The organism is Achromobacter ruhlandii (genome assembly GCF_002082135.1).
Taxonomy (GTDB): Bacteria; Pseudomonadota; Gammaproteobacteria; order Burkholderiales; family Burkholderiaceae_B; genus Achromobacter; species Achromobacter ruhlandii.
Genome location: NZ_CP017433.1, coordinates 1,040,146 through 1,064,938 on the forward strand (window position 1 = coordinate 1,040,146; position 24,793 = coordinate 1,064,938).

Below are 24,793 nucleotides of genomic sequence, written 5' to 3' on the forward strand. Positions count from 1 at the left end.
AAGACCTTGCTCATGCAATACCGCTACCGTTTCGCCGTCATCCTTTGGGCCGTCTGGTTGGCGGGCTTGATCACGCCAGGCAGGCCGGCGGCCGCGGACGGAATCGTTGCAGATGGCGCAGCGCCAACTGGGCAGCGCCCGCATGTAGTGAGCACGCAGAACGGTCTGCCGCAGGTCAACATTGCCGCGCCTGATCAGGGCGGCTTGTCGCACAACCGCTACCTGCGGTTCGACGTCGATCGGCGTGGCGCGATTCTGAACAACTCGGCCAAGATGACCTCCACCGGGTTGGCAGGGATGATCCAGGGCAATCCCAACTTCGGTCCGAACGGCGCCGCGGCGCGTGTCATTCTCAATGAGATCAACAGCAGCAACCCCAGCGTGCTGCGCGGTTTCATGGAGGTCGCGGGCGACAAGGCGCAGGTCATCGTGGCGAATCCGGCGGGCATCGTGTGCGACGGTTGCGGCACGATCAATGCGGGGCGCATGACGCTAAGCACCGGCAGTCCGCAGCGCAACGTCGATGGCAGCCTGGCGGGGCTCCGGATCGAACGCGGCGTCGTGCGCATCGAAGGCGGCGGCCTGAACGGCGATGCGCGCCATGACACTGCCTATGTGGACCTCCTGGCGCGTGCGGTCGAGATAAACGCCGGCGTCTGGGCCAGGGAAACCGTGTCGGTGATCGCCGGGCGCAACCGCGTCAGCGCTGATGCGAAAACGGCCGAGCCGCTGGCCCCTGAAGCCGTGAGGCCGGAGCTGGCGATAGACATGGGCCAGCTGGGCGGCATGTACAGCGGCCATATCCGCATGATCGGCACTGAGGCCGGGGTGGGCGTGCGCAATCAGGGCGGCCATCTGCAGGCGGCGGGAACGCTGACGGTCAGCAGCGAAGGCAAGCTCAGTTGGTTATCCGGCCCCTCCGAGGCAGTGACCCAGGCGGGGGGCGATGTTTCCCTGGCCGCGCGGGATGGCCTGGAGCATCACGGCAAGCTGTATGGGGGCGGCGCGCTGTCGGTCGGAAGCAGTACCGGGAGCATCGAACAATCGGGCACGCTGGCGGCCGCGGGTGAGGTCCGGCTGACGGCTGGGCAAGGCATCCAGAGCCGTGGCAACCTGCTGGCCGGCAGCGACATCAACAGCTCGCTGACTCGGATGGCGGACCTGGTATTGACCAGCCAGCAGGAGGTGCGGGCCAGCGGCAATCTGCTGAGCAGGAAATCAATCGACATACAGGGAAACAGCGTCGACCTGGGCCAGGGCACGCTCGCGGCCGATCAATTGCGGATCCACGCGCAAGACGGCGACATCGCGCTACGGCAAACCACGATCGACAGCCGCCGATTGGCGTTGCGCACGACCGGGGCTATCGATGCGCAAGAGGCGAAGGTCCGCGCCGGCAGCTGGCAGGTCGGCGGCAACGGCCTGTTCAACCGGGCCGCGGTCTGGACCCAGGTGGAAGACGGAGAAAGCCGCTTCGCCTTGACGGGCGCCTTGGACAACAGCGACGGCGTGATCGAAGCCCGCCAATTGGAGCTGGAGGCCGCGTCCCTGGACAACCGACAGGGGCGCCTGGTGATGCTGGGCGGCGCCGCCTCACGTGGACGCATCGTTGGCCTGTTGGATAACCGCGGCGGCGAACTGGGCGGCAACGGCGATCTGGCGCTGAGTGCCGGGCGCTTGGATAACCAGTCCGGCATGATCTCCAGCGGGGAGTCGCTGGAGATCATGTCAGGCGGTGATTTCCATAACCGCGAAGGTACGCTTCGGGTTGGCAAGGCGCTGAAATTGAATGCCCAGGGCGTGCTCGACAACGCCGGCGGCATGATTGCCGCCGCGCAGGTCGACGTGACGGCGCAGCGCGTCCGCAATGAGCAAGGGCAGCTCATTGGCCAGGGCGACCTGCGCCTGACGGCGCGCCAGGCGCTGGACAACGCGCGGGGGTGGCTCGAAGCCGGGCGGACGCTGGCCGTCCAGGCAGGCGGCCATTGGAACAACCGCGACGCAACCGCCCAGGGCGGCGAGCGGGTCCAGGTAGCGGTGGACGGGATCGATAACACCGCCGCAAGACTGCAGTCGGGCGGCGAGCTGCGCCTGAATACCGCCGGCGATCTCGTCAACCGGCAGGGCGTCCTGACGGCCGGGCAAGCGCTGACCTGGCAGGGAGGCGCGGCGAGCCAGCTCGACAACGGCGCCGGCTCCCTGCAAAGCGGCGGCGCCATGTCGTTGACGGGCGGGGCGTTGCGCAATCTGCACCAAGGCGTCGTCCAGAGCCAGCAGGCATTGGCGTTGACGCTGGAAGGAACGCTGGACAACCAGGGAGGCAGACTGGCCGGCCAGGGCCATACGGCGGTTCGCGCCGGGCAGCTGCGCAATGCGCAAGGCAGCATCCAGTCGCTGGCCGGCCTGGATCTCTGGCTCGCGGGCACGTTGGACAACGGCGATGGCCGCATTTTCAGCCGTGAAAGCCAGCAGTTGCATGCGCAGGACATCCTCAACGCCCAAGGATGGATGGGCAGCCAGGGGGACTGGTCCGCCGTTGGCGGCGCGTTCAGCAACCGGGGCGGGACCATACAGACGCTAGGCGACGCCACGCTTGCCGCGAATTCCCTGGACAACGCCAAGGGCGCGCTGCGGTCGGCCACGAATCTGACGCTGCGCGTCGCGCAGGACATCGATAACCAGGCCGGCGATGTCAGCGCCGGCGGGCGGCTCGATGTGCAAGGCGCCGAGGCGGGCGCGCGCACCGGCAACATCAACAACGCCGCGGGGCGGATATCGACCGGCGCGGGATTGACACTGGCCGCGCAAGGCCTGGACAACACGGAGCAAGGCCTGATTCACAGTGAGCGCCGCCTGCGGCTCGACCTGCGCGAATCGCTGGATAACCGCGGCGGCCAGGTGCGGAGCGGCGAGGCCTTGCACCTCGATGCGAGACAGTTGCTGAACGAAGGCGGCGCGCTCGACAGCCAGCGCGAGCTCGATCTAAGCATTGCCGGACGATTGGGCAATGACCGTGGCGCCGTGCGCAGCAATGGTGATCAGCGGATCGTTGCCGCCCAGGTCGGAAATGGGGCTGGCGTGTTCAGCAGCCGGGGCGCGCTGGCCGTGGCCGCGGACCAGCTGACCAACGCCGATGGAATGCTCATCAGCCTGGCCGCGGGCGACTATCGCGTCGCCACGCTGGATAACCGGCAAGGCAAGGTGCATAGCGGCGGTGCCCTGACGCTGAACAGCGCGCGATTGGACAATCAGGCCGGCCAGATGGTTGCCACCGGGACATTCCTGCTGAATGCGGCGCGGTTGGACAACAGCGGGCGCGGCGACATCACCAGCCAGGATCGGCTGAACATCACGGCGGATTGGTTGAACAACCGTGATGGCGGCCGGTTGCTGGGGGCAACCCATACCGGCGTGGCGGCCCGCTCGGTGGACAACACGGCGGGACGTTTGCAGAGCGTCGGCAGTCTCACGCTGTCGGGGCTGGAGAGCCTGGACAATCGACACGGCAGCATCCAGGCCAACGGGGCGCTGCGGATTCAGGCGGACGAAGCGCATTCGCCTTCCACGCTGTTCCTGTTCAACCAGGACGGGTTGGTGCAAAGCGCTGGCGCGCTGGCCATCGATGCCCATGCCCTGGACAACCGGGCGGGCACCCTGCGCAGCCAGGACGCGCTGTCTCTTTCGATAGGGCAGGACTACACCCACGAAGCCGGTGACACGATCAGCAGCAATGCGCGGGTCACGCTTGCCGTGGATGGCGCGTTGACCAACCAGGCCGAATGGCTGCTGCCAGGCGATCTGGCCGTGCGCGCCACGCACCTGACCAACCCGGGCGCCCTGGCGGCCAAGCGCTTGCAAGTGACGACGGGCATCTTGCGCAACCAGGGGCGGCTGGAAGCCGACCGCATGGCGCTCGATGTCGATACGTTGGACAACGCCGCGAGCGTGATGGGCGATGACGTCGTCGTGCGTGGCCGCGTGATCGACAACCATGGCCGCGATGGCGTGGTGGCCGCGACGCAACAACTGTCGTTGCTGGCGCGCGAACGATTGAGCAACCGGGACGGCGGCCTGCTGTATAGCGGCGGCGCGCTGAACCTGGGCAGCGGCGATCTGCTGGAGAACCGTGCCAGCGTCATTGAAGCCGATGGCGACGCGGCAATCGAAGCCAAGCGGCTGGAGAATCTGCGCGAAGGCCTGGTGATCGCCCGGGATGCACAGACAGATCCCGCCACCAAATGGCAACGCTACAACTACTACTGGCGTTCCTACGGCTCCAAGGTCAACCCCGACCTGAGCAGCGTGGCACCGACCACGCAACGCCTGACCTTCCAGGATGAGGATGCCGCCAAAAACAACCGGTACGGCACCCTGTTGGCGATCGATGCGCCGGCCAAGCGCGCACAGCTGCGCGTTCGCAACCGGTGGGGGACGCTGACAGACCTATGGGTCAACTATCTGGCGTTGGTGCCTGGCGCGGATGGCAGCTATGCCATGACCTTCTACGAGACGCGCGGGCATCGGCAGAGCCTCGTGCCGACGCCGTATCAAAACACCGTCTGGCGCGAGTCCGACTGGGGGCGCCTGGAACAGTGGGATCCGGAAAAGCACATCGACATTGCCGCCGCGCCGTTCGTGACCGATTACAGCAATTTCCGCGAGCGCACCGTCACCGGCACCGTCTCGCGCGACAGCCTGGTCTCCGAGGGCACGGGCGCCCGGATCCTGGCGGGCGGCGACATGGCGTTGCGCATCTCCGGCAGCCTGCTGAACGACGCCAGCGTCATCACCGCGAACGGCAGCCTCGATATCGCCGACGGCGGCGTGGTCGACAACCGCGGGTATTCGGTGAACGAGCGGCGCCAGGAAATTATTGTCGATCATTACGACAAAGACACGGTGCACTGGTATCCGACCTTCAATCGCGACGTCACCACCGCGCTGAGTACGGTCGATGGCGTCATCAGCGGCAACGGCAACGTCACCATCCGCGGCGCCAGCATCGCCAACACTACAGTCGCCCAAGCGCAGATCAGCGACGTGGCCGCCGCCTTCGAGGCGGTGCAGGTCGAACGCGCCGAATGGCAGCGCAACCCGCTGGCGGTCACGGTGCCGGACGCGGACCGCGTCGGCGGCGATACGCAATTGGCGATCGACCGTCCGCTCCTGCCCGCCGAGCAGGCGTTGACGCAGAAGCGGCATGTGAGCCGCGTGGCAACCTCGATCCCGGATAACGGCCTGTTCCGCCAGCCGGCGGCCCCGGACAGTCCATACCTGGTCGTGACCGATGACCGCTTCACCAGCCGCGGCAGATTCATCAGCAGTGATTATCTGTTGAAGCAGGTCGGATTCGACCCGGCGCGGGCGCACAAGCGTTTGGGAGATGGCTTTTTTGAGCAGCGCCTGGTGCGGGAACAGCTGCTGCAATTGACCGGACGGCCGTCAGCGCGCGGTGAAAGCGCGATGGACCAGTACCAGGCGTTAATGGCCAGTGGCGCAAAAACGGCGCAAGACCTGCAGCTGGTGCCAGGCGTGGCCTTGACGCCGGCGCAGATCGCGGCGCTGCAGCAGGATATCGTATGGATGGTGAGCGAATCGGTCGATACCGCCACCGGTCCGCAGACCGTATGGGTACCCAAGGTCTACCTGGCCGCATCCACGCTGCGCCTCACTGGCGATGGCGCGCTGATTGGCGGCGGCGCCCTGCAGCTGTCGGCAGGCAGCGTCGATAACGCGGGCAATCTCTTCGCCGACCGGGCGCTCGACATCGAAGCGGACCGCTTCCTGCATCGTGGCGGCGACATCAAGTCCGACCGCATTGACATACGGGCGGATCACCTGGCGATCAGCAGCAATCTGCAGGATGCGCTGCGCCAGGCCAGCATGAACGCCAACGACATTGCCTTGAGCGGCGGTGATATCCGTCTGCGGGGCGCCAGGTTGGACGCCGCGCACGACTTGACCCTGAAGGCGCGTGACGGCCTGGACATCGGCGTCGCGCAGAGCCGCCACATGGGCAGCGTCGACGTGATTTCCGGCGCCATGGGCAACCGCACCCGTTCGGGCATGGAAGCCGCCGGCCAGCGAATGGCGCAAGTCAGCGGCGAATGGCAGCTGTCGCAGGGCAGCGCCCTGAACGCGGGCAATAACGTCAGCGTGACGGCGGGTCGGGATCTGGTCCTGCAGGGCAGCCAGGTCGCCGCGGGTGGTTCGGCGCGCTTGCAGGCCGGGGGCGATGTGCGGTTGTCGGCGGCCTCCGCCACCAACACGACCCGGCTCAGGGCGGGCAGCAGCACGTCTTCGGTCGACAACCAGCGGGAAGAGCAGCGGTTGAGCCTGACGAGCGTGAGCGGCGATAAAGGCGTCACGGTACTCGCGGGCAACGCCGCGGTGCTGGAAGGCGCGCAGGTCGACAGCCGGCAGGGACACATAAGCCTGGAGGCCAATGACGTCTCCGTCGGCAGCGCACGTCGGCGGGTGACGGATCAGGACGTCGAGCATACGCGCGACGGCAAGACCAAAGGCTGGCGCGAGATGGAATCCTCGCGCAATGAGGCCGCCGGCAGCACGCTCAGTAGCCAGGACGGCATGACGATCGTCGCCCGCACTGGCGATATCGCCATGACGGGCAGCACGCTGCACAGCGAGCGCGGAGACCTCGCCCTGCAGGCGCGGCAGGATGTGCGGATCGCCAGCAGCACCGAGAGCGAGACGCGGCAGTCGCGGGAACACGCCGAGAAAAAGGGCTTCCTGCGCAAAAGCAGCAGCGATACGGTCAAGGACGACCGCGTGACGCGCGAGGCCGGCAGCATGCTGAGCGGCGATCGGGTCAGCATCGTGGCGGGCAATGACCTGACCGTGACCGGGTCGGCCATTGTCGGCGACCGCGACGTCACTCTGCGCGCGGGGCGCGACGTCGATATTTCAGCGGCTACCGAAACCGAATCCCACTACCTGCTGGAAAAGAAGAAACAGAGCGGATTGCTGGATAGCGGCGGCATCGGCTTCACCATCGGCAGCCAGTCCTCGCGCCATGAAGCGGACGAGAAAGGCACCGTCCAGAGCCAGAGCGTGAGCACCGTCGGGAGCACCCAAGGCGACGTCACCATCGTCGCGGACAAGCGCGTGCACCTGGGCGGCGCCGACGTGGTGGCAGGACAGGATCTGGACATTGCCGCGGACAGCGTGCGCATCGATCCGGGCTATGACAAGCGCACCCGGCAAGAGACGTTCGAGTCGAAACAAAGCGGTTTGACCGTCGCGCTGTCCGGGACCGTCGGCAGCGCGCTCAACACCGCGGTCAGCACGGCGCAGCAGGCCAGGCAGGAGAGCGACGGACGCCTGCGGACGTTGCAGGGCGCCAAGGCGGCGCTTTCCGGCGTCCAGGCGGCGCAGGCGTTCGAGCGCGACGGCCTGCAAACGCAGGCCGCCGATGCCAGGAACGCTGCCGCCGGGGTGGCGCCGGGCGACAAGGACGCGGCGCAGGGAGCGACCAACACCATCGGTGTCAGTCTGTCCTATGGCAGCCAGTCGTCCCGGAGCGAAACCCGCTCCGAAAGCCAGCAAGCGCAAGGCAGCACGCTGAACGCGGCGCGCAGCGTGTCGATAGCGGCCACTGGCACCGGCGAGGCCGCCGGCAGCGGCGATATCGCGCTGGTGGGCGCGCGGCTCAAGGCCGGCCAGGATGTCTCGCTGACGGCTGACCGCGATATCTCCCTGCTGTCGGCGCAGAACACCGAGCATACCGACGGCAGGCAGAGCAGCCACGGCGGCAATATCGGCGTCGGTATCGGCGTAGGGTCTGGCGGCTATGGCATCAGCGTGTCGGCCGGCATCAACGCCGGCAAGGGCAGCGAGAAAGGGAACGGGCTGACCCATGCCGAGACCACGCTGGATGCGGGCCGCCGCCTGGCGCTGCGCAGCGGCCGCGACACCCTGCTCAAGGGCGCCCAGGCCAGTGGCGGACGGCTCGGCGTCGACGTCGGCGGCGACCTGACGTTGCAAAGCGAACAGGACAGCAGCCGCTACGCCGCACAGCAGCGCAACGTCAGCGCCGGCGGCAGCTTCACCTTTGGCTCGATGACCGGCTCGGCCAATATCAGCGCAAGCCAGGACAAACTGCGCAGCGATTTTGACTCGGTCAAGGAGCAGACCGGGTTGTTCGCCGGCCGGGGCGGCTACGACGTCACAGTGGGCCGTCACACCCAGCTGGACGGCGCGGTCATCGCAAGCACGGCCGCTCCGGATCAAAACCGGTTGGATACCGGAACCCTGGGCTGGCGCGACATCGACAACCGCGCGGATTTCAAGGCGCAGCACAGCGGCGTTTCGATGGGCACGGGCGGCCCGGTGGGCAAGGACCTGCTGACCAACGCGGCCGGCGGCATGCTGTCCAACGCCAACCGCAGCGGACATGCGTCGGGCACCACCAAGGCGGCGTTGAGCCAAGGCGGCCTGCAGGTGCGCGACCAGGCCGGCCAACGCCAGGACCTGGCCGAATTGAACCGTGACGCCGCGCACGCGAACGACGGCAGCATCAGTCCGATCTTCAACAAGGAGAAAGAGCAGAACCGCCTCAGGCAGGTGCAGTTGATAGGCGAGATCGGCAGCCAGGCGATGGACGTCATCCGCACGCAGGGCGATATCGCGGGCCTGAAGGCGCAGGCCGACCCGAAGGCGCTGGCCGACGCCAAGGCGCAGTTGGGCACCGAGGGCCGGCTCTATACCCAGGCGGACGTATTGGACAGGGCCTATGCCAATGCCATGAAGCGCTACGGCACCGGCAGCGACCTGCAGAAAGCCGCGCAGGCGGTGACCGGCGCGCTGACGGCGCTGGCGGGCGACAACCTGGCCGGCGCATTGGGCAGCGGCGCCGCGCCCTACCTGGCGACCGAAATCAAGCGGCGGATCGGCGAGGACAATCCCGCGGCCAACGCCATGGCGCACGCGGTGCTGGGCGCGGTGACGGCGCAGTTGAACGGCCAATCACCGCTGGCCGGCGGCTTGGGTGCGGGCGGGGGCGAACTGGCGGCGCGGGTGATCGCGCGGCAGTTGTTTCCAGGTAAAGACCCCGACGCGCTGAGCGAAACCGAGAAACAGCAGGTAAGCGCGCTGAGCCAGTTGGCGGCGGGAATTGCGGGTGGCCTTGCCGCGGGAGATGCGGCCGGCGGGGTGACTGGCGCGCAGGCGGGCAGGAACGCGGTCGAGAATAACTTTTTAGATGTTGCCCAGTTGGAAGACTTCGCACATCGGGCGAAGGTCGGCACAGGAGAAGAACGCAAAAAAGTCATTCGGGACATGGTGGATACCAATGTCCGCCAGCAGGATGAGATAAGGGAGGTCTGCACCACATCACCTCAGCAATGCCAGCAACGATATGGCTATTTGCTTGACGAGTGGGAGTTGTTCGACGACACGATAAAAGGGCTGGCGAAGGACAAGTCGCTACCTAATGATTTTCGCGACTATATGCCGGCGGTGTATATGTCGGACGTGGATGCGGGAGGGATTGTCGCCGAGCACGGCTGGACCAAGCGTTTTGAAGCCTTGGGGTTTGATGCCGATACGGCACGGGTGATGGCTGCGACGTTGCCGGCGGTGGTGAGTAGTGCGGGTGGGGGAGGAGGAAAAGGAAATAAGGTAGGAGCGGACAGCGCAGCGTCCAAGCGAACGGGATACGCCAAAGGTGATAATAAATATACCGATGGAAAAACTACAAATAAGCCGCGGTTAAGTCGAGAAAAGGTAAAGTCTGCGTACGTCGGGAAGTTGATTGAAAATGCCGAGAAAATATCCACGGCTAAGCCCGGGTCTCAAACGACTGTGCCAAGAGATTTAAATGAGAAAATATTTTGGAAATCGGTGCAGTCTAATCCGTTGCAGGGCGTGGAAATTCCTGGCTTAAATAGGGATTCTCGTTTTCCTACGTCCGCTGGATTTCGGAAAATGGAAGCGAGGCATGTTCTACCGAATGGGAAGGCAATAGTAATACACTATCAATATAATTCGAATACAGGTAAGGCTTATGATATGAAAATTACCTCTCCTCAGAGGGTTCAGGATTGATTGATTTTAATTTAATTGGTGGGTGCGAAAAAAAGGTGGTATTTAATGAAAATTAAAGAATTGAATGGTGAAATAATTGATGTTTTTGCCATATATTGGGTAAATGATAAAAATCTATGTCTGGGTTTTCCGAGAAACTATGGTGGGTTGGCTGCATATGACCTTTCTAAAGTTGAAGTGGTGGATGCTACGTTAAATTTTGAATTGATTTATTGTAAAGATGGTGGAGGGATTCCCGGTGTTCTTCATTGGGCCCTAGTAAAAGAACGGTTGTTGGATGATTTGCTTGAGTTGGATGAAAATGCCTATAGAAGGTTCTTGGGTATTCTGAAGTCTGAGGGGCAATTAGATGATGAATTTTATTAAATAAAAACTTTCATATCGAAAGGAAGATTCCTTAGGTCGAACTTTGAGCGAATTTGCAGAGTCCGTAAGTAGATCGCGGGCCTGAAGGCGCAGACGGACCCGAAGGCGCTGGCCGAGGCGAGGGCACAGCTGGGCAAGGAGGGCCGGCTCTACACCGATGCGGACGTGATGGACAGGGCGTACGCCAATGCCATGAAGCGCTACGGCACCGGCAGCGACCTGCAGAAAGCGGCGCAGGCGGTGACCGGCGCGCTGACGGCGCTGGCGGGCGACAACCTGGCCGGCGCACTGGGCAGCGGCGCCGCGCCCTACCTGGCGACCGAAATCAAGCGGCGGATCGGCGAGGACAATCCCGCGGCCAACGCCATGGCGCACGCGGTGCTGGGCGCGGTGACGGCGCAGCTGAATGGTCAATCGCCGCTGGCCGGCGGCCTGGGCGCGGGCGGCGGCGAACTGGCGGCGCGGGTGGTCGCGCGGCAGCTGTTTCCAGGTAAATACCCCGACGCGCTGAGCGAAACCGAGAAGCAGCAGGTAAGCGCGCTGAGCCAGTTGGCGGCGGGGATTGCGGGGGGCCTTGCCACGGGGGATACGGCCGGCGGGGTGACTGGCGCGCAGGCGGGCAGGAATGCGGTCGAGAATAACTTTTTAGATGTTGCCGAGTTGGAAGACTTCGCGCATCGGGCGAAGGTTGGCACAGGAGAAGAACGCAAAAAAGTCATTCGGGACATGGTGGATACCAATGTCCGCCAGCAGGATGAGATAAGGGAGGTCTGCACCACATCACCTCAGCAATGCCAGCAACGATATGGCTATTTGCTTGACGAGTGGGAGTTGTTCGACGACACGATAAAAGGGCTGGCGAAGGACCAGTCGCTACCTAATGATTTTCGCGACTATATGCCGGCGGTGTATATGTCGGACGTGGATGCGGGAGGGGTTGTCGCCGAGCACGGCTGGACCAAGCGTTTTGAAGCCTTGGGTTTTGATGCCGATACGGCACGAGTGATGGCTGCGACGCTGCCGGCGGTGGTTAGTAGTGTGGGTGGGGGTAAGGGAAGTAAAGGGGCTGGTGGTGGATTTGCACGGAAGAGTACCGTAACTCCTAAATCTGAAGCGGGCAGGGTTTCTAGGGGTAATAAAAGCGAGATAATTCCAATCGAGAGGAAATTTCGCACTGATTACCAGGAGCTGATCAGAAATGCGGAAAGTATATCGACTGCGAAGTCCGGGAAGCAGTTCACGGCTCCGCGTGATTTAAATGAGCAGATTTTGTGGAACAAGGTGAAGGAGTCGCCTGCTTATGGGCAGGCCTTAATGGATATGAATAATGATAAAAACTTCCCTAAAGATGCAGGTTTTCAAAAAATGCAAATGACGCATGAGTTGCCGGATGGATCAAATATAACAATTCACTATCAATATAATTCAATATCCGAAAAGGCCTACGACATAAAAATTACAACTCCGAAGAGATCTGAATTTCAACCTGGAGTATCTATTAGGGATGAGCGGAAATGAGAGTAAAAAGAATCGATTCGGGTACTAACGTAGAAGTGTTTGGCATTTACTGGGTTGACGGAAAAACGTATTTTTGTGGGCTTTCCAAGGGGTATGATGGACTTCTTGCGCATGATTCTCAAGAGGTGGAGATAATGGAGGCATCTTTGTTGGGTGATTATGTTTACGTAAAAGATGGTGTATTTTATAAGTCCATAGTCGATGAGGGGATTATTGATGATCTTCTAGAAGGGGATTCTGAGGCATTTTCCCGTTTTCTCGAAATTCTCAGGTTTGATAAGGTAATGCTCGGAATTTGGAATTATGTATATGGTGTGTAACTCTGAAGCGGCGAAGAAGTGCTAGATTTTAAGGGGGGTTAGAGTGAAAGTGCAAAGAATCCTTGCTGAGCCAATGACAAGGGATAGACTGATTTTGTATGCACTGTTGGTAAGGTCGGCCTATGCGTTGGCTTGATTCTGCGGCAAGGTGACGACTTGTGTGGAATATCGAAACGTAGCGGATAAGCGCGCTGAGCCATTTGGCTGCGGGAGTTGCGGGTGGCATTTCCACGGGGGATGCGGCCGGCGGGGCAACTGGTGCGCAGGCGGGCAGGAATGCGGTCGAGAATAACAATCTGCGCGCACCTCAGTTGGACGAGTTCGCGGAGCGCGCACGAGGTTGCGGCGCTCGCGGCGATTGCCATCAAGTCATCGAGGAGATGGAGCTGCTGACTGATGTAGAAGGAAATCTCATTACGGCAACGCCAGGGAAGATGAAATGAAACTAAGAGGAACTCGAGTTGAAATTTCTATAAGAGAGATGTTGATGGCATCTTATTTGTCAATAAAAGAAGATAAACAAATGATGGATTTCCTGCGGGAATATTATGGAAACGTTCGTTCTGCTTATGTTCTAACCTGCACGCCGGAGCAAGGGGAGGATTTGTACGAGGTGTTGATAAACGGTGAGTTTGTTCTGGGGTTCGAAATATCTAGGGTATCCGGTGAAATTAGCGATGTTGAGGAGACTTCTGTTGCTGTCTATTCAAAAAAACTTCGAGGAAAGCGTAGTAACCTGAAGATGTTAATTGCACTTGATTTGGCCAGTAATCATTGATTTGTATTGATTCGGGGTGAGAGCGGACCCGGCGGCATTGGCAGCGTCTCTTTGCCGGCCGAGCCTGTCCGTATTTTTGTGGGCGAGGCGTTTTAAAAGTTGTTATCCCCGTGCCGCAGTAAACCGTTCGCCGAACAGGATAGCAAACTGGTTCATGGCGACTTTCCAGTCGAAGGTCGCTCTGACGGACTTGGCCAGCACGTTGCGTAGCGCCAGCCATAGGAGCTTGATGGCGGCCTCATCCGTTGGGAAGTGGCCTCGCGTCTTGATGATCTTGCGCAATTGCATGTTCAAGCTCTCGATGGCGTTGGTCGTGTAAATCACGCGCCTGATGTCTGGCGGAAACACGAAGAACGGCGTGACGTTCTCCCAGGCCCGTTGCCAGGCAGCGACGATCGTGGGGTACCTGGTTCCCCAAGGTCCATCGGCGAACGCCTGCAGCGCCTGCTCGGCCGCTTGTGCGCTGGCGGCCGCGTAGATCGGGCGCAGGGCGGCGGCCACGGCCTTGCGATCCTTCCAGCCCGCGTAATCCAGGCTATTGCGGATCAGATGCACGATGCAGGTCTGCACCGTCGTGCGCGGGAAGGCCGTGGCGATGGCGTCGGCCAGGCCCTTCAGGCCGTCGACCACGGCGATCAGGATGTCCTGGCACCCTCGGGTCTTGAGTTCATTGAAGACCTTGAGCCAGAACTTGGCCCCCTCGGTCTGCTCGACCCACAAGCCCAGCACGTCGCGCTGGCCGTCGGCCTGCACGCCCAGCGCCAGGTACACCGCCTTGTTGCTGACCCCGCCGTCGTCGCGGATCTTGACCCGCAGCGCGTCGAAGAACACCACCGGGTACATCGCCTCCAGCGGCCGGTTCTGCCAGGCAATCGTCTCGGCCATGACCTCGTCGGTGACCGAGCTGATGAAGTCCGGCGAGACCTCGGTGCCGTAGCTCTCAGCCAGGAACGCCTGGATCTCGCGCACGCTCATGCCCCGGGCGTACATGGCGATGATCCGGTCATCGAACCCGGTGAAGCGTCGTTCGTGCTTGGGGATGAGAATCGGGGCGAAGGAGCCGTCCCGGTCGCGCGGAAGCTCCACGCGCACCGGGCCATGCTCGGTTAGCACCGTCTTGCCGCTGGCGCCGTTGCGCTCGTTGGCCTGGCCTTCGGGCTTGTCCTCGCCTGGCCGATAGCCCAGATGCAGGTTCATCTCGGCGGCCATCGTGCGCTCGATCACCGCCTTCTGGAACGACAGGAACAGGTCTTGAACCTCGCTGGGCGTCATCGGTCCCTTGACCAGATGATCCAGCAGTTCGGCTGGGACTTCAGGCAGCGGCCCACGGGCCGCCGCCTGAGCGGCTGCTGTGCGTCTCTTCTTCATCGGCATATCCATGATCTTTAGTCCTCATGATATGCCCCGCACACAAAATTGCGGATAGGCCCTGCCGGCCCGTTGCGATAAAGTAATGGCCTTCCTCCCCACGCCAACCTCCCCCAGCCCATGGCCACCTACGCATTCCGTCTTCTGAACGTCTTCGCCTCCAGCACCTTCACCGGCAACCCCCTCTGTGTATTCGAAGACGCGCGTGGCATGGACGATGCCACCATGCGCGAGCTGGCGGCGCAGTTCAATCTTTCCGAAACCACTTTCATCCTGCCGTCCGACGTGGCCGATGCGCGGGTGCGCATTTTCACGCCTGGCTTCGAGATGGGTTTCGCGGGCCATCCGACCATCGGCACGTCGCAGGTGGTGCGCGACCTGCTCAAGCGCGGCGATGCGTTGACGCTGGAATTCAAGGCCGGCGTCGTGCCGGTCACCGCGCAGGGTGACGCCTGGACTTTCACCGCGCCTTGCCCGAATGGCGTACGCACGGCGGCGCCGACGCTGCCGGCCGCTGATATTGCCGCACTGATGGGGTTGGACCTGGATGACCTGGCGGATGATCCCCTCTGGGTGGATACGGGCGCGGACCAGCTATTGGTGCCGCTCAAGAACGTCGACGCGTTGCGGCGAGCGAATCCGGATGCCTCGCGGCTGGATCGCTGGCAGGCCAACAGCCTGGGGCGCAAGGTCTGCTATCTGTTCGCCTTCGACCCGAACCGCCAGGAGGACGGGCGCGATGTCGTGGTGACGCGTTATTTCTACGCCAAGCCCGGCGGCGGGGTGCAGGAAGATGCCGGGACCGGATCGGCCTGCGCCAACCTGGGCGGCTGGCTGCGGCATCGGCAGCATGCGCTGCCCGCCAGTTTCCTGGTGGAGCAGGGCGACCAGATGGGCCGTCCTTGCCGGTTGCTGCTGGATGTGCAGGCCGATGGCCGCATCCAGGTGGGCGGCCGCGCGCTGGAGATCGGGCGCGGCACGGTGGACGTCTGAGTGTGCGCGCGGGTCGGGCATGACCGGGCTGTGCCTGTCACGCGGGCCGCGGCGCCGCTGGCGGCAAAGCGGTCCGGTGCGGACTTTGGACTGTCGGCCTCCCGCGCGCAATGAAAAACGGCGCCTGTGTGTGAGCACAGGCGCCGTTTTTCATTGCATGGCCATCAAGGCCCGGCGGGTTACTTCTTGTTCTTGGCCGGGTCGACCTTGATGTTGTTCATCACCTGCTTCACGCCCTCGACACCGCGGGCGACGGTGGCGGCGTGGTCGGCTTCGGCGGCGGTGCCGACGGTGCCGGTCAGCTTGGCCACGCCATCGGTGGTTTCAACGGCGATGTCCAGCGCGCTCAGTTGCTTGTCGGCCACAAAGGCGGCCTTGACCTTGGTGGTCACGGTCGCGTCGGAGGCGTATTCGCCCACGGATTGCTTGGGCTTGCCGTCATTGGCGGCAAAGGCCATGGAAGTGAAGACAGCGCCCGTACCCAGTGCGGCGGCGGCGATCAGCTTGCGAAATTCCATAGTTGTGCTCCTTGTGTATGTGGTTTTCAGCGCGTTCAGGACGCAACGGCTAAGCGAAAGTTCTTTGGGTGCGATGTTCTTCTTCTATTTCTTGCGGAATGCGCCGCCCAGAATGGACAGCAGCGCCAGAACCAGGAAGACGAAGAACAGGATCTTGGCGATGCCCGCGGCGCCGGCGGCGATGCCGCCGAAGCCCAGGACCGCCGCGATGATCGCAATGACGAAGAAAACTACGGCGTAGTGCAACATGTCGGCTTCTCCTGGTGGCTCGGGATCAGGGGTTGCGATCGAAGAAATCGCGCACTTCCTTTTCCGCCTGTTCCTTGGTCTTGCCGTAGCGCTCCTGGATCAGGCCAGCGAGGCGTTCGGCGTTGCCTTCGGTACGGGTCAATTCGTCGTCGGTGAGTTCACCCCAGGCCGCCTTGGCCTTACCGGTCAGTTGCTTCCACTTGCCAGCGATGATGTCGTTATTCATGGTGACCTCTCTTCTGTGGGGCGAATGCCGGGGCTTATGGCCGATAAGCTTCTGCATTCGCGGTTGAGTTGGGCACTGATCAGCTTGGGTTCAAGGTACAGGGCGGCCGCGAGCCCTGTCAAAGGACGCTGTGGGTAAATGTAACTGCCGGGGACGGGGCAAATCGCGCGTCCTTCGACGAGGGGTAGCGCAGGCGTACCAAGAGGGGGAGTTACATCTGAGCAACGTATTGAGCCGTTTTGAGCGGGGCTGGTAACGGGACCTATACGCGTTTGGCGAGGCGGATCGCGAAGCCGTGCCGCGCATCGCGCCGCTGGTTGCGTGGCGGGCGCAACGGTATAGTCGAGGCACGTGCCGGCCATGGTCTCGTGGCCGGCGCGGCCAGGCGATTTCACTCAAAGGACAGGCATGACGCAACGATTCCTCGGCACGATCCTGCTGGCGCTGGCGTTGGTGGCCGCGCAGGGATGCACGCACGTGACGGACCGCTACCAGGCAGCCGCGCCGGACGGCCTGGCCCACGGCTAGGCGTTATCGGCGGGCAGAAAAAAACGGGGAGCTTGCGCGCCCCGTTTTCACATTCGAGCCGCTGACGGACTCAGGCTTCGCGGATGCGTTGGGCGATGTGTTCCAGCGCCTCTTCCACCTGGTCGACCAGGATCAGGCAGAGATCGCCCGCATTCAGGCGCGCCAATGCCTTGTCGATCGCCAGGAATTCGCCGTGGATCTCTTCGATGTGGCGGGCGCGGCTGGCGTTGACCAGGCCTTGCTGCAGCAGCGCCAGCACTTCGCCGTCGGCGCGGCCGCGCTGGCATTGGTCCTGGTACAGCAGCACGTCGTCGAAGGCCTCGCCGAGGATCTCGGTCTGCATGCGGATGTCTTCATCGCGCCGGTCGCCGGCGCCGCTGATGACCACCGAGCGGCGCTTGGCGGGCATGGCATCGACCGCGCGCACCAGGGCCTGGATGGCATCGGGGTTGTGGCCGTAGTCCGCGATCACGGTGGCGCCGCGGTAGTCGAACACGTTGAAGCGGCCGGGCGCGGTCTGGGCGTCGTTGACGAAAGTCGCCAGGGCCCGGCGGACGATGCTCCAGTCCAGGTTCAGCGCCCAGGCCGCGGCGATCGAGGCCATGGCGTTTTCGACCTGGAAGACGATGGTGCCATTGCGCGTGAGCGGAATCTCGGCCAGCGGGAACCGGGTTTCCTCGCTGCCCTGGGCCGCGACGATGGCGTCGCCATCACGATAGACCACGCGCAGGCCCTGGGCCCGGTGCGTCGCCATGATGGGATGGTTGCGATCCTCGGCGAAGTAGGTGACTGAACCGGGGCAACTGGAGGCCATCTCCGCCACGATGGGGTCGGCGGCGTTAAGCACGGCGGTGCCGCTCGGGTGCACGTGTTGCACGATGACGCGCTTGACCACGGCCAGGTCCTCGACGGTGCTGATGTAGCCCAGGCCGAGGTGGTCGCCCATGCCGATGTTGGTGACGATGGCGACGTTGCAGCGATCGAAGGCGAGGCCTTCGCGCAGGATGCCGCCCCGCGCGGTTTCGAACACCGCCGCATCGACGTCCGGATGCATCAGCACGCTGCGGGCGCTGCGCGGGCCGCTGCAGTCGCCGGTGTCGATGCGCAGGTTGTCGACGTAGACGCCGTCGGAGTTGGTCATGCCGACGCGGTTGCCGGCCACGCCGAGGATATGGGCGGTCAGGCGCACGGTGGTGGTCTTGCCGTTGGTGCCGGCCACCGCCACCAGCGGAATGCGGCCGTCCTCGCCGTCGGCGAACATGTTGGCGATGATGGCTTCGCCCACGGCGCGGCCCTTGCCGAACGAGGGGTTCAGGTGCATGCGCAGGCCGGGCGCGGCGTTGACTTCGACCACGCCGCCGTTCTGCTCTTCGAGCGGGTAGTGCACGCTTTCGGCCACCACGTCTACGCCGCAGATGTCCAGGCCGATCATGCGCGCGGCCGAAACGGCGCGCGCCGCCATCTCCGGATGGACCTCGTCCGTGACGTCGGTGGCCGATCCACCCGTGCTGAGGTTGGCGTTGTTGCGCAGGAAGATCAGGGTGCCCGGCGCGGGCACGGACTCGGCATCGAAGCCTTGTTTTTTCAGTGTAGCGAGCGCGATGTCGTCGAAGCGGATCTTGGTCAGCGAGGTGGCGTGGCCATCGCCCCGCAGCGGGTCGGCGTTGACCTGCTCGACCAGTTGGCGGATGGTGTGCACGCCGTCGCCGGTGACCTGCGGCGGATCGCGGCGCGAGGCCGCGACCAGCGCGCCGCCCACCACCAGCAGGCGAAAGTCGTGGCCGGGAATGTAGCGCTCGACGATGACTTCGGAACTGATTTCCTCGGCCACTTCAAAAGCCTGGATCACGCGTTCACGCGTCTCGATATTGACCGCCACCCCGCGGCCCTGGCTGCCATCGCGCGGCTTGACCACGACCGGGCCGCCCAGTTCCTGGGCCGCGGCCCAGGCGTCTTCGGCGGTGGTGACCGAGCGGCCCAGCGGCACCGGCACGCCGGCGGCGTCTAGCAGCATCTTGGTCAGGTCCTTGTCCTGCGCGATCGATTCGGAGATGGCGCTGGTCAGGTCGGTCTCGGCGGCCTGGATGCGGCGCTGCTTGCTGCCCCAGCCAAACTGCACCATGCTGCCTTGTGTCAGGCGGCGGTACGGGATGTTGCGGGCGGTGGCGGCGTTGACGATGGCGCCGGTGCTGGGGCCCAGGCGCACGTCTTCGTCCAGTTCGCGCAGGCGCTTGAGGGCGTCGGCCAGGTCGAACGGCGTGTCGTCCAGCGCGGCCTGCACCAGCTGCTGCGCCAGATCCATGGCGAGACGGCCGACTTCTTCTTCGCTGTATTCCACCACCACCTGGAACACGCCGGGTTCGATGGTGGACGAGGCGCGGCCGAAGGTGACGGGGCAGCCGGCGTAGGCCTGCAGCGTCAACGCGACGATCTGCAGCACGTGCGCGATGGACACCGCGCCCTGGTGGCCCTCGGGGCGCAGCAGGCCGGTCTGGGGCAGGCGCGCGCGCAGGCGGGCCTCAAAGTCGGGCAGGCTGTCGATCGAGCATTCGGCGTCGGCGCACGACACGATGGCTTCGATCGCGGTGTTCTTGCTCCACAGATTGGGGCCGCGCAGCGCTCGGATACGGGAAACTTCCATGGCAGGTATTCCTGTCTAGCTTAGGCGCGCCGCGGCGATGAGCGCGGCGCGCGGTGATGTCAGTGTTGCTGGATCCAGCGGCGGACGAGATCGATGGTGGGGCCGGAAAATGCTTCGTCGGATTGCAGCAGCACGAAGTCGCCCGCGGCGATGCCGGACAGCTGGCTCTCGATGGCCTTGCCGTGGTCTGGCTCGTCGATGATCTGCTTGACGCGGCTGCCTTGCTCCAGCCCCCGGCGCAGCAGCGCGCGCGCCTGGCCGGCGGGACGCTTGCTGGTGACGGTGGTGTCGTCGTACAGCACGACGCGGTCGAAGGCGTCGCCCAGCAGCTTGCCCTGTTCGATCAGGTCCACGTCGCGGCGGTCGGCGCCGGCCGAATAGACGGCGGCGCGGGTGGTCGACGGGAACTGGTCGATGGCGGTGATCAGCGGACGCAGCGCGGAGGCGTTGTGGACGTCGTCCACCACCACGGTGCTGCCATTGCGTTCGAACAGCGTGAACTGCCAGGGCGCGTCGGCCTGGTCGATGTCGAAGGTCTCGATGCCGGCGCGGATCAGCTCGACGGGGATGTCGAGCGCCCAGGCGGCGCCGACCGCGGCCAGCACGTTCTCGACCTGGAAGGCGACGCGGCCGCCATGCGTCAGCGGGATCGCGGCGACGTCGGCCAGGCGTTCCTCGTGCGCGCCCTGCGCCAGCACGATGGCGCCGTCGCGCACGAACACCGCGCGGCCCTCCTGTTGCAGGTGGGCGGTGATGGCGGGCAGGGCGGGATCGATGCCGAAGAAGATCACGGCGCCGTCGGACAGCTCGGCCATTTCGACCACGCGCGGGTCGCGCGCATTGAGCACGGCGGCGCCGGTCGGCAGCACCACGTCGACCTGGGTGCGGAACACATTGAACATGCGCTCCGTTTCGTTGATGTCGAAATCGCCGAGGTGGTCGGCGTCGTCGATGTTGGTGACCACGCCGACCTGGCAGCGGTCGTAGGCCAGGCCCTGGCCGAGGATGACGCCGCTGTCGTTCTCGATGACGGCGGCGTCGACGTTGCGGTTCATCAGCACGCGAGTGCCGGACGCGAAATCGGCGCGGTCGCCCTTCTGCACCAGGCGGCGGTCGAGGTACAGGCCTTCGCTGCAGGCCAGGCCGGTGCGCTTGCCGGACAGGTGCAGCAGGCGCGCCACCAGGCGCGCGACCACGGTCTTGCCGTTGGTGCCGGTGACGCCGACGATCGGGATGCGGCCGGCATCGCCTTCGGGGAACAGGTGGTCGACAATGGCGCGGCCGACCGGGCGCGGGGTGCCGTCGGCAGGCTTGAGGTGCATCAGCAGGCCGGGGCCGGCATTGACCTCGACAATGGCGCCGCGCTGTTCGTCCAGCGGTCGCGAAATGTCCTCGGCCACCAGGTCGACACCGGCAATGTCCAGGCCGACGATGCGGGCGGCCAGGGTGACCGTGGCGGCGACGCTGGGATGCACGCGGTCCGTGACGTCGAAGGCGACGTTGCCGCTGCGCTGCACCAGCACGCGCTGGCCGTCGGCCGGCACGCTGTCTTCCGACAGGCCCTGGCGGGCGATCTCGAGGCGCGCGGCCGAATCCAGCCGCACCGGATTGAGCGGATGGTTTTCGGTGCGGCCGCGGCGCGGGTCGGTGTTGATCTGGCTGTCGATCAGTTCGGTGATGGTGGATTTGCCGTCGCCCGTGACCCAGGCCGGCTCGCCGGCGGCGGCGGCCACCATGCGGTTGCCGACCACCAGCAGGCGGTGTTCGTTGCCGAGCACGAAGCGCTCGACGATGACGCCGCTGCCTTCGTCGACCGCGACGCGGTAGGCGGAAACCACTTCCTCGCGCGTGGTCAGGTTGGTGAATACGCCGCGGCCGTGGTTGCCGTCATACGGCTTGACCACCACCGGCAGGCCGATATCCTCGGCGGCCGACCAGGCGTCGTCCTCGCTGTCGACCAGACGGCCTTCCGGCACCGGCACACCGCAGGTCGAGAGCAGTTCCTTGGTCAGGTCCTTGTCGCGCGAAATGCCTTCGGCGATAGCGCTGGTGCGGTCGGTCTCGGCCGTCCAGATGCGGCGCTGGCGCGAGCCGTAGCCGAACTGCACCAGGTTGCCTTCGAACAGGCGGATGTAGGGGATGTCGCGGTCATCGGCGGCATCGACGATGCAGGCGGTGCTGGGACCCAGGCAGTGCTTGTCGACCAGCCGGCGCAGGCGCGCCACGGCGGCGTCGACGTCGAACGGGCGGTCTTCGATCGCGGCCATCACCAGGTCGCGGCCTTCGTTCAGGGCGGTGCGGGTGACCTGTTCCTGCCAGGCGCGCACGACGACTTTATACACGCCGCGGGTGGAGGTTTCACGGGCCTTGCCGAAGCCGCCGCGCAGGCCGGCCAGGTTCTGCAGCTCAAGGGTGACATGTTCGAGAATGTGGCCGGGCCAGGTGCCTTCCTTGACGCGGGACAGGAAGCCGCCGCGCACGCCCGGGCTGCAGCGGTGCTCGATCAGGGTCGGCAGCCAGGCAGTCAGCCGTTCGTAGAAGCCGGGGATCGTGTTGGAGGGGTAGTCCTCCAGCTCGCCGATATCCACCCACGCCTCAAGTACCGGACGGTACGTCCAAATGTTCGGGCCGCGCAAAGCCACGACATCGAGGAATTCAATGTCTTTCTTTTTCATGTTTTAATTTACTTGAGAAGCAGGTTGGCACGCGCGGACGCCCCTATGCAAGACCGCGAATTTATTGGGGTTGCGCCTTAAGAATAATGCCAACGAGTGGGGGATCCCAGATATTCCTAATTAGAAAAATCGGCTGATACTATACGACGCCTTCAAAGGCGTGAACTCGTTGTGTTGTAAGGAAGGGACACGTTGCCGGCCTCGGGCCGGCAGCCCGTCGCCGCCTTGTAGGGCAGAGTCCTGGCCCGGTATGCGTTCTAATGAAAAAACCACACCTGCTTTCCGGCCTAGCCGAAGCCTTTCCTGCCCGCTGGCGGGATGACATCCGCGCGGAACTCGCGCAGGATGAGACCCTGCTGGCCTGGCTCGAAATAGACCTGGACCAGCGGCTGAAGTTCCAGCCCGGGTTGGTCGCGGTCACCGACCGCCGCCTGATCGCCCGCAATCCGGCCGATACCGGCTGGGAATCCTGGGCCTACGGTCCCCAACTGTCCCTGAATCTTTCCGACCACGCCGGCGCCGCCGTGCTGGAATTGCACGACGACAGCGCGCGCCTGGGCATCTGGCGCTTCACGCTGGCCTGCAACCCGGCGGCGCTGCGGCTGCTGGGTCAGTTCGAGGCCCAGCAGGCGATCCGCCTGTCCGGCCAGCCGCAAGCCGAGGCGGGCGAGCGCCAGTGCACCATTTGCAACAACGCCATTCCCGCGGGCCAGGACGAATGCCCCACCTGCAACCAGGAACAGGCGGCGCCGTCCACCACCTGGGCGCTGCTGCGCCTGTGGCGTTTCGCGCGGCCCTACCGCCTGCCGTTGCTCGCCGGTTTCCTGCTGACCCTGATGGGGACCGCGGCGGCCCTGGTGCCGCCGTACCTGACCATGCCGCTGATGGACGACGTGCTGATCCCGTTCCAGAACGGCGCGCCCATCGACTACAGCAAGGTTCGCCTGTACCTGGGCGGGCTGCTCGGTTCGGCCTTCCTGGCCTGGGGACTGGGCTGGGCGCGTACCTACATCCTGGCCTGGGTCAGCGAGCGCATCGGCGCCGACCTGCGCACCACCACGTATGAACACCTGCAGCAGCTGTCGCTGGAGTATTTCGGCGGCAAGCGCACTGGCGACCTGATTTCCCGCATCGGCAGCGAGACCGATCGCATCTGCGTGTTCCTGTCGCTGCACCTGCTGGACTTCGCCAACGACATCCTGATGATCGCCATGACCGCCGCGATCCTGGTGTCGATCAATCCGTGGCTGGCGCTGGTCACGCTGGTGCCGCTGCCGTTCATCATCTGGATGATCCACGCGGTGCGCGACCGCCTGCGCCATGGCTTCGAGAAGGTCGACCGGATCTGGTCGGAGATCACCAACGTGCTGGCCGATACCATTCCCGGCATTCGCGTGGTCAAGGCGTTTGCCCAGGAAAAGCGCGAAGTGGCGCGCTTTCGCGAGGCCAACAACCGCAACCTGGAAGTGAACGACCGGGTCAATACCACGTGGTCGCTGTTTTCGCCCACCGTCACGCTGCTGACCGAGGTCGGGCTGCTGGTGGTGTGGATCTTCGGCATCTGGCAGGTCTCGCAGAAGCAGATCACGGTCGGTGTGCTGGCGGCGTTCCTGGCGTACATCGGGCGCTTCTACACGCGGCTGGATTCGATGAGCCGCATTGTGTCGGTGACGCAGAAGGCGGCCGCCGGCGCCAAGCGTATCTTCGACATCCTGGACCACGTTTCGAGCGTGCCGGAGCCGCAGAACCCGGCCAAGCTGCCGCAGATCAATGGCCGCATCGAATTGCGCGACGTCGGCTTCCGCTACGGCAACCGCCAGGTCATCCGCGGCCTGGACCTGAGCATCGCGCCCGGCGAAATGATCGGCCTGGTGGGGCATAGCGGTTCGGGCAAGAGCACCCTGATCAACCTGATCTGCCGCTTCTACGACGTGTCGGAAGGCGCGATCCTGGTGGACGGCGCCGACATCCGCTCGGTGCGGGTGGCGGATTACCGCCGCAACATCGGGCTGGTGCTGCAGGAACCTTTCCTGTTCTTCGGCACCATCGCCGAGAACATCGCCTACGGCAAGCCCAACGCCACCCGCGACGAGATCGTGGCCGCCGCGCGCGCCGCCCATGCCCATGAATTCATCCTGCGTCTGCCGCATGGCTACGACTCGCTGGTCGGCGAGCGCGGCCAGGCGCTGTCCGGCGGCGAGCGCCAGCGCATCTCGATCGCGCGCGCGCTGCTGATCGACCCGCGCATCCTGATCCTGGACGAAGCCACCTCGTCGGTGGACACCACCACCGAGAAGGAAATCCAGAAGGCGCTCGACAACCTGGTGCGCGGCCGCACCACCATCGCCATCGCCCACCGCCTGAGCACCTTGCGCAAGGCCGACCGGCTGGTGGTGCTGGACCGTGGCCAGATCGTCGAGCAGGGGCCGCACGAGGAACTGATGGCGCGCGAGGGCGCCTACTACCGGCTGTACCAGGCGCAGGCGCGCCAGAATGAGGCGGACGCGCAGTCCTCCGGCAGCGAAGACATGGCCGCCGTGGCCTGAGC

Annotated in this window: 14 protein-coding genes; 8 read left to right on the forward strand and 6 right to left on the reverse strand. The window is 64.2% G+C overall.

The genetic code is table 11. The features are described from left to right. Nucleotides 1-12: 12 nt before the first annotated feature. The 6 genes from AruCF_RS04725 (at nucleotide 13) to AruCF_RS29030 (ending at nucleotide 13,047) form a co-directional block, all read left to right on the forward strand. Nucleotides 13-10,065, forward strand: a complete 10,053-nt coding sequence (locus tag AruCF_RS04725) for a hemagglutinin repeat-containing protein (RefSeq protein WP_080977342.1) — start codon at nucleotides 13-15, stop codon at nucleotides 10,063-10,065. A 45-nt stretch (nucleotides 10,066-10,110) separates the two neighbouring features. Next, the gene (locus AruCF_RS04730) at nucleotides 10,111-10,431 is read left to right on the forward strand and encodes a hypothetical protein (RefSeq protein ID WP_076468251.1); all 321 of its coding nucleotides are present in this window, start codon (nucleotides 10,111-10,113) and stop codon (nucleotides 10,429-10,431) included. Between the two features lie 192 nt (nucleotides 10,432-10,623). Next, the gene (locus AruCF_RS04735) at nucleotides 10,624-11,949 is read left to right on the forward strand and encodes a VENN motif pre-toxin domain-containing protein (RefSeq protein WP_080977552.1); all 1,326 of its coding nucleotides are present in this window, start codon (nucleotides 10,624-10,626) and stop codon (nucleotides 11,947-11,949) included. Continuing rightward, nucleotides 11,946-12,269, forward strand: a complete 324-nt coding sequence (locus tag AruCF_RS04740; RefSeq protein ID WP_080977343.1) for a hypothetical protein — start codon at nucleotides 11,946-11,948, stop codon at nucleotides 12,267-12,269. Before AruCF_RS04735 ends, AruCF_RS04740 begins: the two co-directional genes overlap by 4 nt. Before the next feature lie 200 nt (nucleotides 12,270-12,469). After that, on the forward strand, nucleotides 12,470-12,712 hold the full coding sequence (locus tag AruCF_RS30180) for a VENN motif pre-toxin domain-containing protein (protein ID WP_158324573.1): 243 nt from the start codon (nucleotides 12,470-12,472) through the stop codon (nucleotides 12,710-12,712). Next, nucleotides 12,709-13,047, forward strand: a complete 339-nt coding sequence (locus AruCF_RS29030; protein ID WP_144419090.1) for a hypothetical protein — start codon at nucleotides 12,709-12,711, stop codon at nucleotides 13,045-13,047. Before AruCF_RS30180 ends, AruCF_RS29030 begins: the two co-directional genes overlap by 4 nt. Nucleotides 13,048-13,149: 102 nt before the next feature. Here AruCF_RS29030 and AruCF_RS04750 read toward each other — a convergent pair whose 3' ends face one another. Next, nucleotides 13,150-14,421 (reverse strand): IS256 family transposase, encoded by a 1,272-nt coding sequence (locus AruCF_RS04750; RefSeq protein ID WP_116523155.1) that lies wholly within the window; start codon nucleotides 14,419-14,421, stop codon nucleotides 13,150-13,152. A 114-nt stretch (nucleotides 14,422-14,535) separates the two neighbouring features. Between AruCF_RS04750 and AruCF_RS04755 the strand changes: the two genes are divergently transcribed. Beyond that, nucleotides 14,536-15,408 carry a PhzF family phenazine biosynthesis protein gene (locus AruCF_RS04755; RefSeq protein ID WP_049072295.1) on the forward strand — a complete coding sequence of 291 codons (873 nt, stop codon included), beginning with the start codon at nucleotides 14,536-14,538 and terminating at the stop codon, nucleotides 15,406-15,408. A 179-nt stretch (nucleotides 15,409-15,587) separates the two neighbouring features. On the opposite strand, the gene AruCF_RS04760 is transcribed toward AruCF_RS04755, so the two are convergent. From AruCF_RS04760 to cphA (AruCF_RS04780), 5 genes are all read right to left on the reverse strand, one after another. Further along, on the reverse strand, nucleotides 15,588-15,926 hold the full coding sequence (locus tag AruCF_RS04760; RefSeq protein WP_024068163.1) for a BON domain-containing protein: 339 nt from the start codon (nucleotides 15,924-15,926) through the stop codon (nucleotides 15,588-15,590). A gap of 84 nt (nucleotides 15,927-16,010) precedes the next feature. Further along, complete coding sequence (locus tag AruCF_RS04765; protein WP_006389411.1) at nucleotides 16,011-16,175, reverse strand: DUF1328 domain-containing protein; 165 nt, start codon at nucleotides 16,173-16,175, stop codon at nucleotides 16,011-16,013. 25 nt (nucleotides 16,176-16,200) lie between these two features. Then, nucleotides 16,201-16,401, reverse strand: coding sequence for a CsbD family protein (locus AruCF_RS04770; RefSeq protein WP_006389412.1), 201 nt, complete (start codon nucleotides 16,399-16,401; stop codon nucleotides 16,201-16,203). Between the two features lie 598 nt (nucleotides 16,402-16,999). Then, nucleotides 17,000-19,570: a cyanophycin synthetase gene (gene cphA / locus AruCF_RS04775; protein ID WP_049072296.1), complete on the reverse strand. Its 2,571-nt coding sequence runs from the start codon at nucleotides 19,568-19,570 to the stop codon at nucleotides 17,000-17,002. A gap of 59 nt (nucleotides 19,571-19,629) precedes the next feature. Further along, complete coding sequence (gene cphA / locus AruCF_RS04780) at nucleotides 19,630-22,245, reverse strand: cyanophycin synthetase (protein ID WP_049072297.1); 2,616 nt, start codon at nucleotides 22,243-22,245, stop codon at nucleotides 19,630-19,632. 260 nt (nucleotides 22,246-22,505) lie between these two features. Between cphA (AruCF_RS04780) and AruCF_RS04785 the strand changes: the two genes are divergently transcribed. Beyond that, nucleotides 22,506-24,791: a cyanophycin metabolism-associated ABC transporter gene (locus AruCF_RS04785; RefSeq protein ID WP_049072298.1), complete on the forward strand. Its 2,286-nt coding sequence runs from the start codon at nucleotides 22,506-22,508 to the stop codon at nucleotides 24,789-24,791. Nucleotides 24,792-24,793: the final 2 nt, after the last annotated feature.

Bases quoted from the DNA above. Each gene is read 5' to 3' on its own strand.
- AruCF_RS29030 (WP_144419090.1), top strand. From the start codon at position 12,709: ATGAAACTAAGAGGAACTCGAGTTGAAATTTCTATAAGAGAGATGTTG.
- AruCF_RS04765 (WP_006389411.1), bottom strand. From the start codon at position 16,175: ATGTTGCACTACGCCGTAGTTTTCTTCGTCATTGCGATCATCGCGGCG.
- cphA (WP_049072297.1), bottom strand. From the start codon at position 22,245: ATGAAAAAGAAAGACATTGAATTCCTCGATGTCGTGGCTTTGCGCGGC.
- AruCF_RS04730 (WP_076468251.1), top strand. From the start codon at position 10,111: ATGAAAATTAAAGAATTGAATGGTGAAATAATTGATGTTTTTGCCATA.
- AruCF_RS04725 (WP_080977342.1), top strand. From the start codon at position 13: ATGCAATACCGCTACCGTTTCGCCGTCATCCTTTGGGCCGTCTGGTTG.
- AruCF_RS04750 (WP_116523155.1), bottom strand. From the start codon at position 14,421: ATGCCGATGAAGAAGAGACGCACAGCAGCCGCTCAGGCGGCGGCCCGT.
- cphA (WP_049072296.1), bottom strand. From the start codon at position 19,570: ATGGAAGTTTCCCGTATCCGAGCGCTGCGCGGCCCCAATCTGTGGAGC.
- AruCF_RS04755 (WP_049072295.1), top strand. From the start codon at position 14,536: ATGGCCACCTACGCATTCCGTCTTCTGAACGTCTTCGCCTCCAGCACC.
- AruCF_RS04785 (WP_049072298.1), top strand. From the start codon at position 22,506: ATGAAAAAACCACACCTGCTTTCCGGCCTAGCCGAAGCCTTTCCTGCC.
- AruCF_RS04735 (WP_080977552.1), top strand. From the start codon at position 10,624: ATGAAGCGCTACGGCACCGGCAGCGACCTGCAGAAAGCGGCGCAGGCG.
- AruCF_RS04770 (WP_006389412.1), bottom strand. From the start codon at position 16,401: ATGAATAACGACATCATCGCTGGCAAGTGGAAGCAACTGACCGGTAAG.
- AruCF_RS04760 (WP_024068163.1), bottom strand. From the start codon at position 15,926: ATGGAATTTCGCAAGCTGATCGCCGCCGCCGCACTGGGTACGGGCGCT.
- AruCF_RS04740 (WP_080977343.1), top strand. From the start codon at position 11,946: ATGAGAGTAAAAAGAATCGATTCGGGTACTAACGTAGAAGTGTTTGGC.